The sequence below is a fragment of the Flavobacterium cupreum genome (assembly GCF_003996965.1).
In the GTDB taxonomy this organism is placed as follows: Bacteria; Bacteroidota; Bacteroidia; order Flavobacteriales; family Flavobacteriaceae; genus Flavobacterium; species Flavobacterium cupreum.
This window is the reverse complement of the sequence record NZ_QWDM01000001.1, coordinates 283,847-298,633: the sequence shown is the minus strand read 5'-3', so window position 1 is coordinate 298,633 and position 14,787 is coordinate 283,847. Positions and strand designations below refer to the sequence as shown.

18 protein-coding genes are annotated in these 14,787 nt (G+C 39.8%); 7 read left to right on the top strand and 11 right to left on the bottom strand.

The features are described from left to right. The first annotated feature begins 195 nt into the window (after nucleotides 1–195). The 5 genes from D0817_RS01295 (at nucleotide 196) to D0817_RS01275 (ending at nucleotide 4,418) form a co-directional block, all read left to right on the top strand. The gene (locus tag D0817_RS01295) at nucleotides 196–1,200 is read left to right on the top strand and encodes an alpha/beta fold hydrolase (RefSeq protein WP_127336580.1); all 1,005 of its coding nucleotides are present in this window, start codon (nucleotides 196–198) and stop codon (nucleotides 1,198–1,200) included. 120 nt (nucleotides 1,201–1,320) lie between these two features. Then, the gene (locus tag D0817_RS01290; protein ID WP_193555346.1) at nucleotides 1,321–1,752 is read left to right on the top strand and encodes an organic hydroperoxide resistance protein; all 432 of its coding nucleotides are present in this window, start codon (nucleotides 1,321–1,323) and stop codon (nucleotides 1,750–1,752) included. 63 nt (nucleotides 1,753–1,815) lie between these two features. Then, a complete protein-coding gene (locus tag D0817_RS01285) occupies nucleotides 1,816–2,574 on the top strand; it encodes a DUF1223 domain-containing protein (RefSeq protein ID WP_167470917.1) in 759 nt (252 codons plus the stop codon). Nucleotides 2,575–2,650: 76 nt separating this feature from the next. Continuing rightward, nucleotides 2,651–3,670, top strand: coding sequence for a sensor histidine kinase (locus D0817_RS01280; RefSeq protein ID WP_127336579.1), 1,020 nt, complete (start codon nucleotides 2,651–2,653; stop codon nucleotides 3,668–3,670). Continuing rightward, nucleotides 3,651–4,418, top strand: a complete 768-nt coding sequence (locus tag D0817_RS01275; protein WP_127336578.1) for a LytR/AlgR family response regulator transcription factor — start codon at nucleotides 3,651–3,653, stop codon at nucleotides 4,416–4,418. The genes D0817_RS01280 and D0817_RS01275 overlap by 20 nt, the downstream gene beginning before the upstream one ends. Before the next feature lie 213 nt (nucleotides 4,419–4,631). On the opposite strand, the gene D0817_RS01270 is transcribed toward D0817_RS01275, so the two are convergent. The 8 genes from D0817_RS01270 to D0817_RS01235 form a co-directional block, all read right to left on the bottom strand. Next, a complete protein-coding gene (locus D0817_RS01270; protein ID WP_127336577.1) occupies nucleotides 4,632–5,033 on the bottom strand; it encodes a DoxX family protein in 402 nt (133 codons plus the stop codon). 493 nt (nucleotides 5,034–5,526) lie between these two features. Beyond that, on the bottom strand, nucleotides 5,527–6,594 hold the full coding sequence (locus D0817_RS01265; protein WP_127336576.1) for an NAD(P)H-dependent flavin oxidoreductase: 1,068 nt from the start codon (nucleotides 6,592–6,594) through the stop codon (nucleotides 5,527–5,529). A 6-nt stretch (nucleotides 6,595–6,600) separates the two neighbouring features. Further along, nucleotides 6,601–6,975: a nuclear transport factor 2 family protein gene (locus tag D0817_RS01260; protein ID WP_127336575.1), complete on the bottom strand. Its 375-nt coding sequence runs from the start codon at nucleotides 6,973–6,975 to the stop codon at nucleotides 6,601–6,603. Nucleotides 6,976–7,064: 89 nt separating this feature from the next. Next, nucleotides 7,065–7,805, bottom strand: coding sequence for an SDR family NAD(P)-dependent oxidoreductase (locus tag D0817_RS01255; protein ID WP_127336574.1), 741 nt, complete (start codon nucleotides 7,803–7,805; stop codon nucleotides 7,065–7,067). Nucleotides 7,806–7,824: 19 nt separating this feature from the next. Beyond that, nucleotides 7,825–8,043 carry a tautomerase family protein gene (locus tag D0817_RS01250; RefSeq protein WP_127336573.1) on the bottom strand — a complete coding sequence of 73 codons (219 nt, stop codon included), beginning with the start codon at nucleotides 8,041–8,043 and terminating at the stop codon, nucleotides 7,825–7,827. 12 nt (nucleotides 8,044–8,055) lie between these two features. Continuing rightward, complete coding sequence (locus D0817_RS01245; protein WP_127336572.1) at nucleotides 8,056–8,589, bottom strand: YceI family protein; 534 nt, start codon at nucleotides 8,587–8,589, stop codon at nucleotides 8,056–8,058. Nucleotides 8,590–8,683: 94 nt separating this feature from the next. Then, nucleotides 8,684–9,262, bottom strand: coding sequence for a Crp/Fnr family transcriptional regulator (locus D0817_RS01240; RefSeq protein ID WP_127336571.1), 579 nt, complete (start codon nucleotides 9,260–9,262; stop codon nucleotides 8,684–8,686). A gap of 598 nt (nucleotides 9,263–9,860) precedes the next feature. Continuing rightward, complete coding sequence (locus D0817_RS01235; RefSeq protein WP_127336570.1) at nucleotides 9,861–10,661, bottom strand: SDR family NAD(P)-dependent oxidoreductase; 801 nt, start codon at nucleotides 10,659–10,661, stop codon at nucleotides 9,861–9,863. A gap of 125 nt (nucleotides 10,662–10,786) precedes the next feature. Here D0817_RS01235 and D0817_RS01230 point away from each other — a divergent pair, with 125 nt between their 5' ends. Further along, nucleotides 10,787–11,371 carry a TetR/AcrR family transcriptional regulator gene (locus tag D0817_RS01230; protein ID WP_127336569.1) on the top strand — a complete coding sequence of 195 codons (585 nt, stop codon included), beginning with the start codon at nucleotides 10,787–10,789 and terminating at the stop codon, nucleotides 11,369–11,371. Nucleotides 11,372–11,420: 49 nt separating this feature from the next. Here the strand turns inward: D0817_RS01230 and D0817_RS01225 are convergent, their stop codons facing one another. Together D0817_RS01225 and D0817_RS01220 are read right to left on the bottom strand one after the other, a co-directional pair. Continuing rightward, nucleotides 11,421–12,218 carry an alpha/beta hydrolase gene (locus D0817_RS01225; protein ID WP_127336568.1) on the bottom strand — a complete coding sequence of 266 codons (798 nt, stop codon included), beginning with the start codon at nucleotides 12,216–12,218 and terminating at the stop codon, nucleotides 11,421–11,423. Between the two features lie 43 nt (nucleotides 12,219–12,261). Continuing rightward, nucleotides 12,262–12,681, bottom strand: coding sequence for an OsmC family protein (locus D0817_RS01220; protein WP_127336567.1), 420 nt, complete (start codon nucleotides 12,679–12,681; stop codon nucleotides 12,262–12,264). 139 nt (nucleotides 12,682–12,820) lie between these two features. On the opposite strand from D0817_RS01220, the gene D0817_RS01215 reads away from it, so the two are divergent. Next, nucleotides 12,821–13,789: a hydrogen peroxide-inducible genes activator gene (locus tag D0817_RS01215; protein WP_127336566.1), complete on the top strand. Its 969-nt coding sequence runs from the start codon at nucleotides 12,821–12,823 to the stop codon at nucleotides 13,787–13,789. A gap of 91 nt (nucleotides 13,790–13,880) precedes the next feature. Here D0817_RS01215 and D0817_RS01210 read toward each other — a convergent pair whose 3' ends face one another. Further along, entirely contained in the window at nucleotides 13,881–14,735 is an 855-nt protein-coding gene (locus D0817_RS01210) for an outer membrane beta-barrel protein (RefSeq protein WP_127336565.1), read from the bottom strand. Nucleotides 14,736–14,787: the final 52 nt, after the last annotated feature.

The following is a 14,787-nucleotide window of genomic DNA, read 5'->3' as shown; positions in this document are numbered from 1 at the left end:
AGCTTTGCGATCGTTGCGTTTTATACAGTTCCTATTAAAAAAAAAAAACTTTGCGTGCATTGCGGTTAAATTACCAACTGTCCATTTCAGCCTGATCTTTGTCCGTTTCAGCTTTTTTCTGATTGTAAAACGATGAGGGTCACGATATCTTTGACAAAGAAATTAACGAATCAATACTTTAAAAATCAAAAGAATATGAAAACTATACGAAACAAAATCGCCTTTATTGCAGTCCTTTTGCTAAGTGTAAATTTTACCCATGCACAATCGGAAAAACAAATCAATACAATCGAAGTAAGCGGTTCGCTGGGGACCTTAAAACAAATCAATGCAGGACTATTGAATGTGGGATATACCGAAGCCGGACCTGCAACGGGAAGTCCGGTCATTTTGCTTCACGGCTGGCCGTATGACATTCACAGTTACCAGGAAGTGGTGCCGATTTTAGTGGCGAAAGGCTACCGGGTAATTACGCCTTATTTAAGAGGTTTTGGTACGACTCGTTTTTTAAGTGATGCTACTTTCAGAAACGGACAGCAGGCTGCTTTGGCCACTGATGTTATCGCATTGATGGATGCGCTTAAAATTAAAAAAGCAACAATTGGCGGCTTTGACTGGGGAGCGAGAACAGCCGTTGCGGCAGCTGCACTCTGGCCGGAACGCGTAAACGGACTGGTTTCGGTAAGCGGATATCTTGTGGTTAATCTGGAAGCGAACTTAAAACCGTTGCCTCCAACAGCAGAATACGGCTGGTGGTATCAGTACTATTTTGCTACGGAAAGAGGAAAAACCGGATACACCCAAAATACTTATGAATTCAATAAACTGATCTGGAAACTGGCTTCTCCACTTTGGAATTTCGATAAAGCGACCTATGATCAGACGGCACAATCTTTTGATAATCCGGATCATGTGGCTATTGTAATCCATAATTACAGATGGCGTCAGTCTCTTGAAGCGGGAGAACCTAAATATGACAGCCTCGAAAAACGACTGGCATCAAGACCTGATATTACGGTTCCGGCGATAACTATCGGTAGTGATTTTGACGGAGCTTTTGCCGATGGGAAAGCGTATGCAAACAAATTCAAAGGGAAATACGAACACCGTATCCTAAAAGGAATCGGACATAATGTGCCTCAGGAAGATCCGAAAGCTTTTGCACAGGCGATTATTGATGCAGATGGATTTGGGAAATGAGGAGAGTTGGGAGTTAGGAGTTATGAGTTAGGAGTAAAGAATATAGAATATAGAATATAGAATAGACGATAAACAATAAACAACAAACAATAAACAATAAACAATTTAAAAATTACGATCATGGAAAATTCAAACATCCCACAACCGGAAAAAATTCTTTATACAGGGAAAACACATACAACAGGAGGGCGCGAAGGGGCTTCCAGAAGTTCAGATGATAAACTGAATGTGAAGCTGACTTCTCCGGGTTCTTCAGGAACGGGAACCAATCCGGAACAGTTATTTGCTGCCGGATGGTCGGCCTGCTTTATTGGCGCCATGGGCATTGCAGCCGGAAAAATGAATATCAAACTGCCGGCAGAAACGGCCGTAGATACCGAAGTAGATTTGGCGGTAACGGCCGGAGAATATTCCTTACAGGCGCGTTTAAACATCAGCCTTCCGGGCTTGGAACCTGAAGTGGCAAAAGCAATTGCGGCCGAAGCACACAAGACTTGTCCGTATTCTAAAGCGACAAGAGGAAATATTAATGTGGAGATTACTATTCTTTAATTCGGTAAAAAGAAAACCTCTTCCATCGAAGGGGTTTCTTTTTATGATCCTAATTTGGAAATCATGAAAAAAATAAAACTTGTACCCATTTTTGTAACCTTGTTATTGTTATTCGGAATGAGCAGTTGTGCACAAAATAATCCGAACCAAAAGACCACAAAAGGAATTGTCGTTTTAGAGTTATTTACTTCCGAAGGCTGCTCCAGTTGTCCGCCCGCAGATGAGCTGTTAGGGAAAATTCAAAATGAAAATAAAGACGGCCAGGTCTATGTGCTGTCGTATCATGTCGATTATTGGGACAGACAGGGCTGGAAAGATATTTTCGGTAATCCGGAGTATACCAGGAGACAATACGATTATGCCAAATGGCTCGGAAAAGAACCTGTTTATACGCCTCAGGTTATTGTAAACGGTAAAAAGGATTATATCGGTTCTGATGAATTTACCATTCGAAATGCAATCAGCAGCGCCCTTTCCAAACCTGCAGCTGCCGAAGTAGCTTTGAAGACAACTGCGGTCAATAATAAACTGAATGTACATTATACCGTAAACGGGATTTCAAAAAACAGCCGACTGCTGCTGGCTGTGGTACAGAAATCAGCCAAAAGCAATGTGAAAAGAGGAGAAAACGCCCATCGGATTTTGTCGCATTACCAGATTGTAAAACAGCTGCAAAGTATTGCTTTAAAAAACAACGAAAGCGGAACTGTGGCTATTACTGAACCCAAAGAGTTTACCGCCACGGATTTTGAAGTAATTGGTTTTGTTCAGGATACGAATTCCGGAGCGATTTTAGGCGCTGCAAGAGCCGAAAACAACTAAGTGAGAAAACAATTTAGCACTATAAAATTTTCAAAATAAGCTTACCTTTGGGTAGGCTTTAATGATTTATACGACAATGGAAAAACAGAAAAAACGCTTTGAGGTATCCGCAAAGGTCATATGGGGAAGTTCCATATCGCTGGCCGTTCTGGCTTCGGTACCTAAATTATTTGATTCCTTTTCGACACCCGGAGATATTGTCATTAATTCCTCTATCACACTGTTGTTTTCGGTTTTTATATGGTATTACAACATTTACAGCCTGCCGAAATTTTCATCGCAACGCACCTCTAAAAACCTGTTCAACGGAAAACTTTTGCTGAGCGTTCTTTTGGGTATTGTCATGATGGTGATATTGGTAATCGCCCATCAGGAACTTTTTGAGGTTTCGAAAATGGATGCACCGATCATGTTCGAATTGAGAGGGCTTCTGATCAACCTGATTGTGTATATGTTCCTGCACCTGCTTTTCCAGAACTATCAGACCCAGCAGCTGGGCGTGGAACTGGAGCTTACCAAAGCGGTAAACCTGGGCGCGCAATACGAATTACTGAAACAACAGGTCAATCCGCATTTTTTGTTTAACAGCCTGAATACTTTAAAATCAATGGTCGATATCAACGATCCGATGAGCTCTGATTTTATCTTAAAACTTTCTGATTTTTACCGCTTTACACTCGAAAGCAGAAAAATGGATCTGATTCCGCTTCGCGAAGAACTTCAGATTTTGGATTCTTATGTGTATTTGCTGAAGGCCCGATTTGAGGATGGATTTGTTTTGGTAAATGAAGTCGATCCGAAACAATACGATTCGGCTGTTCCGCCTTTTACATTGCAGCTGCTGATCGAAAATTGTATCAAACACAATATTGTATCGCTGGATAAACCACTGGTTATTAAATTGTACAGCGAAGGGGATTTCCTGGTTGTCGAAAATCAGATTCAGCTGAAAAGAGGGGCTTTATCGACCGGAGTCGGTCTGGATAACATCAATCAGCGTTTCCTGCATTTGATCCATAAAGAGATTGAAATTGATAAAAATGAAACTACTTTTAAAATAAAAATTCCAATGATCTATGACTATCATAATAATTGAAGACGAGGTAAAAACGGCCAGGGCCCTTGGTCAGCTTATTCTGAGTATCAGGCCTGATGCGCAGATTTTGTCGTACATACAAAGTATTGACGGTGCGGTCAGTTACCTGCAGGAAAACGATCAGCCCGATCTTATTTTTATGGATATTCAGCTGGCAGACGGTCAGTGTTTTGAAATTTTCAAAAATGTGGAAGTATTGTCACCGGTCATCTTTTGCACCGCTTTTGATGACTATGCGATTGAGGCATTCAAATCAAACGGAATTGATTATGTACTGAAACCTTTTTCGAGAGAAGGTATTGCCCAGGCCATTAAAAAAGCTGGAGAATTGAAAAACTTTTTTCAGCGCAACAAAAAGGCGATGCCCGATTTCGATTATTTACTGACGCGGACAGGCGAAAATACAGGGAAGAGCAGTTTTCTTGTTTTTAAAAATAATAAATACCAGACAGTACAAACTGAAAATATTGCGTTTTTTTATATCAAATATGAAACGCCAACGATCATGACGCTGGATAAAAACGAATATCAGATTACACAATCGTTAGACGAGGTTCATAAATTATTGTCGCCCACCCAATTCTTCAGAATCAACAGGCAATATCTGGTGAATTTTTCAGCCATCAGGGATGCAGAGCATTATTTTTCACGCAAACTGATTATCAAATTGACAATTCCGACAGAAGAAAAATTACTGATCGGAAAAGAAAAAGCAACCGCTTTTTTAAGCTGGCTCGAAAACCGATAACCTGTTAATTTTTCCGGGAAAGGAATAAGTAACAGGTTATTACAGGAGTAAAGAATTTATAATTCCGGAAACATAAAACAGCTCAAAAAGAAAAGAGCTGATAAAATAAAACTTACGATTAAGATGATTTTTTTCATTGTGAGGATTTAAATTTTAATAAAATAAATTGCCCGCGACTCAATCCCGGGCAATTTTTTTGGCACTACTTTGAAGTTAGTCTGCCTGAATTGCGGCAGGGCTGTAAGTAGCGGTATATAGTTTTCTAAACATAAAGTATGTTACGCTTACCATTACAAAAGCAATAATAGCATCAATAGTGGCCGGAAAACCCAACACACAGATTTTGGAGACAAAGGCAAATAGGATATCGAAAAAGACACCGGCAAATACCCATTCTTTTAATCGAAGCAATTTGTTTGGAATCAATAAGGTGATCACTCCGGCTATTTTGAATACCCCCAGCAAATAAATAAAATGTGCGGGATACCCTAACTGTTGTGTAATTCCCCAGACGATTGGGTTTGTAGTCAGTTCGAAAAAACCACTGGCGCCAAACCATAAAGAGGTTAATACAATTCCTGTCCAGTAAATAATTTTTGTTGTTTTTGAGTTCATGATTTTTATATTTTAAGTTATTTAACAGGACAAATTGTGGCTGTCGTGCTAAATAAAATAGTAATATAATGCCCAACCGGACAAAATGAACTTCGAAGCAGACAATGGTTATAGTGGAGTTTTTTTCTAACCGCAATCCCGATAGCTATCGGGAGCAAAGATTTACGCATCCCGATAGCTATCGGAGCAAAGGGGTTTTAAAGTTAGGGGGCGTTTTAAGTTTGCAAAGATTTCTTGCCACGGATTACGCTGATTTACACAGATTTTTTAATCATTTTAATCCTTTAATCTGTGGCTAAAAAAAAAAGATTTACGCAATCCCGATAGCTATCGGGAGCAAAGTTTTACTGCTACTTGTGTTGTATGTTCGCAAAGTTGAAAGGCTAACTTTTTCAGCAGTACATAAGCCTTGCGAACTTAAACTATACTGAAGGTATATCAAAAAAAACCTTTGCGAACATTGCGGTAAAAATAATATTGTGGTTAAAAAAAATTATATCAATGCCCCGGTTTCGATAATCAAAGCCTGCATAAGCTCTTCGGCACTATGGTGTTTTAGGCCACTTGTATTTTGCCCCGACCAGAAACTGATCATTTCTGTTTTTCCCTGTGCGAGAGCTGCTGCTTTCAAAGGAGCAATTAACCGCGTCTGTAATGGAAAAGGCAAAACTTCCGTTTCAAACGGAACAGCATCTGATATCCGGTTGCTTAACATGCGACCCATTCTTCCCGTAAGCGATTTTGAAACCGTAGTAGGATTGGCTGTACCGGATAATAACACTTGTTTATGAAGTGGTGTTGCTCCCGATTCCTCTGTGACCATAAAGGCAGTACCCAATTGTACGGCATCGGCGCCCAGAGTCATCGCGGCTGCAATACCTTTTGCATCAATAATACCTCCGGCTGCGATAATGGGCGTTTTTGTTTTCGCTTTTAGCTGTTGCAAAAGGGTGAACAGTCCCGTAAAAGAATCCTGGGCAGGTCTCAAAAACGAAGGCCTGTGTCCGCCGGCTTCAAATCCTGAGGCCACAATAGCATCTACGTGAGCTTCTTCCAGAGCAAGGGCTTCTTCCAAAGTGGTGGCCGCCCCAATCGTTTTAATGCCCAATCTTCGGCTTTCGCTCAGGATTTCTTTAGAAGGAATTCCAAAAATAAAACTGAAAACAGCAGGTTTAATTTCGAATAAAGTCTCGACCTGTTTTTCAAATTTCGACGGAATATCGGCAGAAAGATCCGGTAACGGAATTCCTAATTCATCAAAATAAGGTTGGAACATCAGTTTAATGTGCTCTAATTTTTCAGGCGGATAATTAACGAGTGTTTGATCCACATCATTGACCCATAAATTGATGTTAAAAGGTTTATCGGTCCGTTCTTTTATGGCTTTACCGGCTTCCAGAATTTCTTCAGGAGTCAGCGTATAGGCACCATAGCTTCCCAGTCCTCCGGCATTGCTGACAGCAGCCAGTAAAGCGGGCGTTGAAAAACCAGCTCCCATCGGACCCTGCAGAATAGGATACTGTATGCCTAGTAGTTGTGTTATTTTAGTTGAATTCCACATCACAGCTTAATTTACGTGAGTTAGTAATTTGTTTACAATCACCCATTTGCCATCAACAACAGCAAGACTAAGCTGATCATAATAGTTATAGTCAAAGATCGGAACTTTCACTTTAGCCACAGCCGTATTATTGATGACTTCTAAAGATATGATTTCCATATTGAATTTTTCTCCGAGTTCCTGAGGACTTTTACGGCTTTTTACGCCTTCCAGATACTGATCCAGTGTTTTAAAATAAGGCACTCCCTTAATGTCTCCAACGATTAGTGCTTTTGGGTGAAAAGTCTTTTCCAGTAAAGCAGCATCACCCTTGTAAATACCATTAAAATAATTCATGATTAGCGCAGTAATCAAAGCTGCACTGGTGCTAAAATTGTCCATAATTTTTGGATTTAAATAAACCGGCTGGGTGTAATTCATTACAACTTCTGTTTTCGAATTACACCCAACAGGTTTAAAGGATTAAAAAATTAAAGAATACTGTGACCGGCAACGTGTCCGCCATCTAAATTAATAATTTCTCCGGTAACAAAATTACTTTCAGCCAGATAGAGTGCCAACTCGGCTACATCGCTGGTTTCTCCGATACGGTTCAGCAGGTGCAAACCGGCCAAGGTATCGGCATTTTCTACTCCGGTTTTGGCCTGCAGCGGACTTCTGATGATGCCGGGCGCTATGGCGTTGACACGGATATTGTTTTTACCGAATTCAGCGGCAAGTTGTCGGGTCAGTGCGTGGATTCCGCCTTTGCTCGAAATTGGAGCCGTAGCCGGGAAACCGTCAATGGCGTGATCTACTAATACCGTTCCGATATTGATAATCGAACCCTGACCTTGCAGCAGCATTTGTTTTACAGCCGACTGACTGGTAAAAAAAGTTCCTTTAAGATTGATACCTAAAAAACGATCCAGGTCTTTCTCCTCAACCTCCAGAAAAGATTTTGGTTCGAAAATCCCGGCATTATTGATCAGCACATCTACACCGCCAAAACGGGCTATGGCAGTGTCAACCAGTTTTTTTCCGGTTGCAGTAAGACTAATATCTCCAGCCACCATGGCTACTTTCTCCGGATTTCCTAATTCCTGATAAGTAGCTTCAAGGTTAGCTGAATTCGCTGAGTTGATCACGAGATTATGTCCTTTTTCCAGAAATAACTGAGCGATTGATTTTCCGATTCCGGTAGAAGCACCGGTGATTATGATTGTTTTCATTGTTATGTTCTTTAATTGCTTATTTTTTCTGTGCGGTAATTCCTTTTTCACGAAGCACAGAAACCTGTTCCCCTGCAAAACCCCAGTCGTCTAATTCTATTTCCTGAATGACAACATGTGTCAGACTCGGATCTTTATCTAAAACATCAGTAATAAGCGTCGTAATACCGGCTATCAGCTGTTGTTTTTGTGCTCTTGTAACACCTTCGCGTGTCACTTCTATTTTTACGTACGGCATGATTTCTGAAAATTAAGCAAGTGTTGCTGTAACGTCTACGTCCAGTTCAAACTCATTGTAGATAAGTGTGTCTCCAAGATTAGTGAAGAAATTTCCGGAGCGGAATTTCATATCGTATTTGGTACGGTCAACGATAATTTTACCGGCCGCTTTCAGTTCGTCACCGCTGGTTTTTACTTCCAAATTGAATCCGATTGGATGTGTGATCGCTTTGATGGTCAGTTTACCTTCTACAAAATAGTTCGTAGCAGATTGTCTGGCTGCTGAGGTAATTTCTAAAGAAGCGGTGTGGAATTTGTCTGTGGAGAAAAAATCATCAGAAGCAAGGTGTCCGGCAAATTGTTGGTTAGTTGCGGGATCCGTTATGTCAAGAATTACGATAGAAGTAGTGTCTATTACTACAGTTCCTCCGGTAAGATCTTCGTTGGTGAAGGTGAAGTTTCCTTCCTGAATATCGATTGTTCCATTGTGTGCACCGGTTACTTTTTTACCGGTCCAGTTTACATTGCTTTGTGTAGTTGCAATTTTAAAATTTTGAGTTTCCATAATATTGTATTTTTAAATTGTTATTAATTTATAGTACAAAGGAATGGCGATTCTCAAAATTGGTTACGTGATGTAGATCACATTCGTGAAAAGGCTATTTGGAAGCATTATACAATCGGCTTAACGTTTCGCGGGAAACACCCAGATAAGCGGCAATTAAATGTTTGGGAACGGTGTTGTAGAGCGCAGGGTAGAGCGCCAGAAGTTCTTCGTATCGGGTTTTGGTATCGTTATTCATAAAAGAGAGCAACCTTTTCTGGGCAGCGACATACCCTCTGTTGGTTCTCCATCTGAAAAAATGTTCCACCTGATGCAATTCGCTGCAGATTTTCTCACGGTCACTGTTAGAGAGCGAAAGTATTTCAGCATCCGAAACACAATCTACGTTTATGGTCGCTTTCGTTTTATTGTAAAGTGCCGCATAATCAGAAGCCCACCAGGTGGGCATGGCAAACTGCAGGATGTACATTTTGACCTCGTCATTGACAAAGAAAGCCTTCAGGCAGCCGTCAATCACAAAATATTCTTTGTCAACTGCGTCTCCTTCACTAATAATGCTTTGCCCTTTTTTAAAAGTTTCCGGTTTAAAATGGGAAAAGAAATAATCAAATTCGTCGTCTGTGAGTGACGCAATTTTTAAGACGTGTTCTTTTAAAAGGGCTTTGGCTTGCATTTGTTTTGAATTGGATAAACGAAATTACAAATTAATTGATTGTCGAAATTAAATCGGTGAAATATTTGTTTGATGTGAAAACGTTGAAGGAGTCTAACCGCAACGCACGCAAAAGGTCTACGCTATGTTCGCAAAGTTTTTATACCACAGATTTTTAATCATTTTAATCCTTTAATCTGTGGCTAAAAAAAGATCTACGCTATGTTAGCAAAGTTTTATGCCACAGATTACACTGATTTGCACAGATTTTTAATCATGCATCGCGATCAATATCGTGCCGCAAAGTTATTATAGATAAAGCTTTGCGATCGTTGCGTTTTACAAGGTTGCTAAGATAAAAAAACCTTGCGTGCCGCAAAGTTATTATAGATAAAGCTTTGCGATCGTTGCGTTTTACAAGGTTGCTAAGATAAAAAAACCTTGCGTGCGTTGCGGTTAAATAAATTACAGCTTTGCGAACATTGCGTTTTTAAAAAGTTCCAATATTAAAAAACCTAGCGTGCATTGCGTTTATTGTCGCCCGGGTCTCAAAAATAACTAAAACAAAAAACCGGAAGCGACCCACTTCCGGTTTAGATTTGATAGATAAACGAATGAATTAGTTTTGTAAATAACGTTCAGCAGGTTTTCCGGTTTGTGAACCTGTGAATAATTTGATGCGGGCCTCTTCGTACGCCTCAATTAATTCCTGATTGTGAACGGATGGGAAAGTCGCTAATTCACCGGCCTCTAATCCGGCAAGTGCGGCATCCACACAATCTTCTGTGGTCATAATCGCAGCCTGATCCAATGCAGATAATGGCACTCCGCCCACTTCCCAGATTTCAGTTGCTGTAATAGAAGGATTTACCAGTTGCACTTTGATATTGGTTCCTTTTACCTCTTCCTGTAGTCCTCTGGTGTATTGTACCACAAAACCTTTTGTTCCGCTGTATACGCTGCTTATCGGTAAAGTAAAAGCCCCCAATACCGAACCGATATTGATGATTGTTCCTTCGTTACGTTCGATAAAGGACGGAAGAATGGCATTGGTTAATACCATAAGGGAAGTAATGTTCACGTCTACCATTTCTTTTTGTTTTTCAATAGAAGTCTGCGCTATCGGTGCAAGGGTAGAAGTTCCGGCATTATTGATCAGTAAAGTGATATTGGAATCTTTTTGAATGTCGCTGGCTACTTTTTCCAGATCTGCTGCTGCACTTAAATCGGCGACTAAATTGGTAACGGTCACACCGTATAGTGAGCGAAGTTTTTCGGCCAGTTCTATTAATTTTTCTTCACGTCTGGCTACCAGTTTCAGGTTGTAACCGCGTGCTGCCAGTTTTTCAGCAAATACTTTTCCCAATCCGGATGATGCTCCTGTTACTACTGCAGTCCCTAATTCATTGTTTGTTTTCATGATTTTTTACTTTAAATGTTTTTTATTTTGATCTTTTTAAATTCAAATTAGATGTAAACTAATCTGTTTACACTTGCAAATGTATACAGAACTGTTTACATTTGCAAAAGAAAAAGAAGAAAAAAATGAAAAATAATTCAGAAACCTCTGCGAAGTCCCTGAAACGGGAAGAAATGGTGAAGTTTGCTTTTGATACTTTTTACAAAAACGGCTTTCATGCGACGGGTGTGGACACCGTCATGGAAGGGACAGGTATTTCTAAACGGACTTTGTACAAACATTTTGGTTCGAAAGAAGGGCTGATTCTTGCCACCATCGATTATTACCGAACCAACATGCATGAAATCATTTTAAGGTATATCAATAGTGATCCGAACGCTAAGCCTGTGGATAAGATGCTGCGTATTTTTGATTTTTTGATCGAAAGGGCAGAAGAGGGGCCGTTTAATGGTTGTTTTGTTATGAATGCCAAAACAGAATATACCAACAAGGGCAATGAGATCGAGGCCAGCTGTGATGCTTATACTTCTGGAATACAAACGCTTATTGATGTTGCGCTGAAAGAAGCGAATTTGCCCAATCACAATGAACTGGTTGTTCAGATCATGATGCTTTTTGAAGGGGCCATCATTCGCAGTAAAGTAACGCGAAGTGGCGATACCATGAAAATGGCTAAAAATGCGGCCAGAATGCTTTGTGAATACAAATAAAAAACTCCGACAGATTGCCGGAGTTTGATTAACCTTTATAATAAGAGCATTATTTTTTAGCCACTTCTTTTGAGGCTGTAATGATCACTTCTGCCACTGCTTTAGGCTGAGAAATAAACACTACGTGACTTCCTTTTATTTCTGTTATTTTTGTTTTAGAACGTTTGTACATCGCACGTTCGATATCAGGGCTGATACTTTTATCTTCCGTTGCCACGATTCCGTAAGCTGGTTTAGTTCTCCAGGCTGCCTGTGTAATCGGAGTTCCAAAACCTTTTGCATAAAAGGCACCTTGTGAGGCAAACATAAAATCGGACTGGTCTTTTGGAAGATCTCCTGCAAATCCTGCGTGGAATTTTGCCTGATCGTAATAAACTACTCCTTTATCATCCGGTGCTAAAACACCATTTTCCGGAGCCGGAGGCGCAGTTTGAAGCCATTGTACAGAGTTTTCCCCATTATCAGGCTGTAAGGCTGCCACATATACCAAAGCAACTACTTTCGGATGATTTCCGGCTTCTGTAATTACCGTTCCACCCCAGGAATGTCCGACTAAAATGGTTGGCCCGTCTTGTTTGTCAAGGGCTAAATTGGTTGCTCTTACATCATCTTCAAGGGAAGAAAGTGGATTTTGAACGATCGTTACATGATATCCTTTTTTAGATAAGATATCGTATAATCCTCTCCAGCCTGAACCATCCGCGAAGGCGCCATGCACTAAAACTACATTTTTGACAGCCGGTGTATTTTGTGCAGTTGCAATCGTAGCTGAAAAGAAGAAAGAGAAAAATAATACGGCGAACATGAAATAGTGATTCAATTGTTCTTTTATAGTTGTTGTTTTCATAGTATTTGAATTTAATTTTTAATTAATAATTAATAGTTGATAATTAAGCTGTTAATACGACTGATAATGTGATTTCGGTGTTCAGTAATTTAGAAATCGGACAGATTGCTTTTGCTTTTTGAGCCAGTTCCTGAAATTGTCCTTCTGAGATTCCGGGAACTTTTCCTTCCAGTTCCAACTGGATTAAAGTGATGGTACCGTCTTCAAAACTTACTTTTGCTTTTGTATTTAAATCTTCCGGTACAAAACCTGCTTCTGATAATAAAAAGCTTAACTGCATTGTAAAACATCCTGAATGTGCCGCTGCGATTAATTCTTCCGGATTGGTTCCCACGCCTTCTGCAAAACGGGTTTTAAAAGATAATTGTGCATTGTTTAATGTGGTGCTTTGTGTACTGATGGTTCCGTTTCCTTCCATTCCTGTACCTTTCCAATTTGCGTTTGCTGTTCTTGTAAATTTCATGATCCTGATTTTTTATTTGTTATTTAAAATTTTTTTAGTTTTCCAAATCGTTGTTCTGATTTGATGAGACAAATTTAGGACGAAGGTGATTATAAATCAAATTAATAATTTTGTACCTTTATAAATTAAAATTATAATCATGACGATTCAACAATTAAAATACATCGTGGCTCTTGACGAAGAGCGGCATTTTGCTAAGGCTGCCGAGGTCTGTATGGTTTCTCAGCCGGGACTGACCATTCAGCTAAAAAATCTTGAAGAAGAAATCGGAATTAAAATTTTTGACCGGGCGAAGGTTCCTTTAACGCCAACCGTACTCGGAAAAGAGATTATCAACCGTGCCAGAAAGATTTTGCGAGAGACCAATGAAATCCGTGATTTTGTGGTCAATGAGAAAAACGCACTGGAAGGGGAATTGAAAATCGGGGTGATTTCGACTTTATCGCCTTATTTGATTCCGCTTTTTATTAAAGTGATGAAAGAGATTACGCCCAAGGTTCATTTTATTATTAAAGAAGCCAACACCGGACAGCTCATGCATGATGTCGAAACCGGGGCACTTGATGTGGCGATTATGGCTACGCCAACCGGAAATAAGAACCTCATCGAACATCCGGTTTTTCAGGAACCTTTTGTAGCCTACCTGAATAAGGAACATCCGATGGCAAAGGAGAATTTTTATGAAATTCAGCCCGGGGATAAACCGATGTTGTTGCTGCTACAGAATGAATATTGTTATAATGCACAATTGCTGGACATCTGCGGATTGAAAGCACCGGGACCGATAAAAGACCAGTTCAGTTACGATATCAGTTCTATTGAAACTTTGAAGAATCTTGTCCGCGCCGAATTAGGCTTTGCGATTATTCCGCAGCTTTCTACTTTGAATGAAAAAGAAAAGGAACTCTTTAAGCCTTTCAAAGATCCGAAGCCGGTGCGTGAAATCAGTTTTGTGGTTTCAGATACTTTTTCGAAAAAATTATTACTGGAAAAAATGAATGAAGCGATCTGGAGCTGTCTCCCGGAGGCTATTAAAACCAATGTCAGCTACCGAAAAATCAGATGGAACGACTCTCCTTATTTTGTGGATGCGATCAGTAAGGTGTAATAAAAAAAATGCTCAGGTGCTATTTTAAAATACAGCCCATAAAAAAAGGCATACCGTTAAGTATGCCTTTTTTCGTAATCTAATTAAGTATTTAACGAATAGCAAATCGTAACCTTATCCCGTAAGAAACTAATCTCACGTCGTTTGCGTATTGGGAATTCAATACGGTATTGTGTCCTAACTGAACCGGTAAGGCAGCATTGTACTGCACCACGTTTTTAGTACTTTCTTTGTCGTAAATATTGTTCAGTCCATAATCCAGGTAAGCACCAATGTAGAAGGAAATTTTGTCACCCAATTTTTGTTTTAGCCCTGTTTCAAAAGTAGCGGAATAGGAAACTTCGGTATCAAGATCTTCTTTGCCGACTTTTATATTATTCGTACTTGCAAATCCTGCAAAAGCCGGAGCAAACAATTCTACGTTGTACTGCGGATAATAACCGCTGGTAGTCAGATTGTCAATCGTTGATTCATAAGAACCATTGATGGCAAAACCCACTTTGGCACCTGCAGAAAGATACAATTGACTGGTTCCCGGAGTTTCAAACTGAATGTTGATCGGAACATTGATGTAGCCTAATTTTTGGTTTTCCCTTAAATTTGCAGCCTTGTATCTGAATTGAAAGGATTCATTTTCAGCATCAACAGTGTTGTATTGCCCTGATAGAGACTGAAATTTGGCATCCGATTGATAAGACTGATATTCAGCACCAATTCCAATACTTAGTCCTTCATTTAAATAATATGAATAACGAAGTCCTGCACTAAATCCGTTTCCTTCCACTAAGTCAACGCCTGGTGAATCAAATTTAATAAAGGATGAGGGACCTGCAACAGCAATGGAAATTTCATAATTTTTATCCTGACCGTAACTACTTAAGCAGGTGCCTAAAAGAGCAGTAACCATCGATAAAGAAGCTATATGGTTTGTGATATTTTTTTTCATATTGAAATTATATTATGCCAGTGCGGTTAAAAAACAGCACTGGCAGATTTTA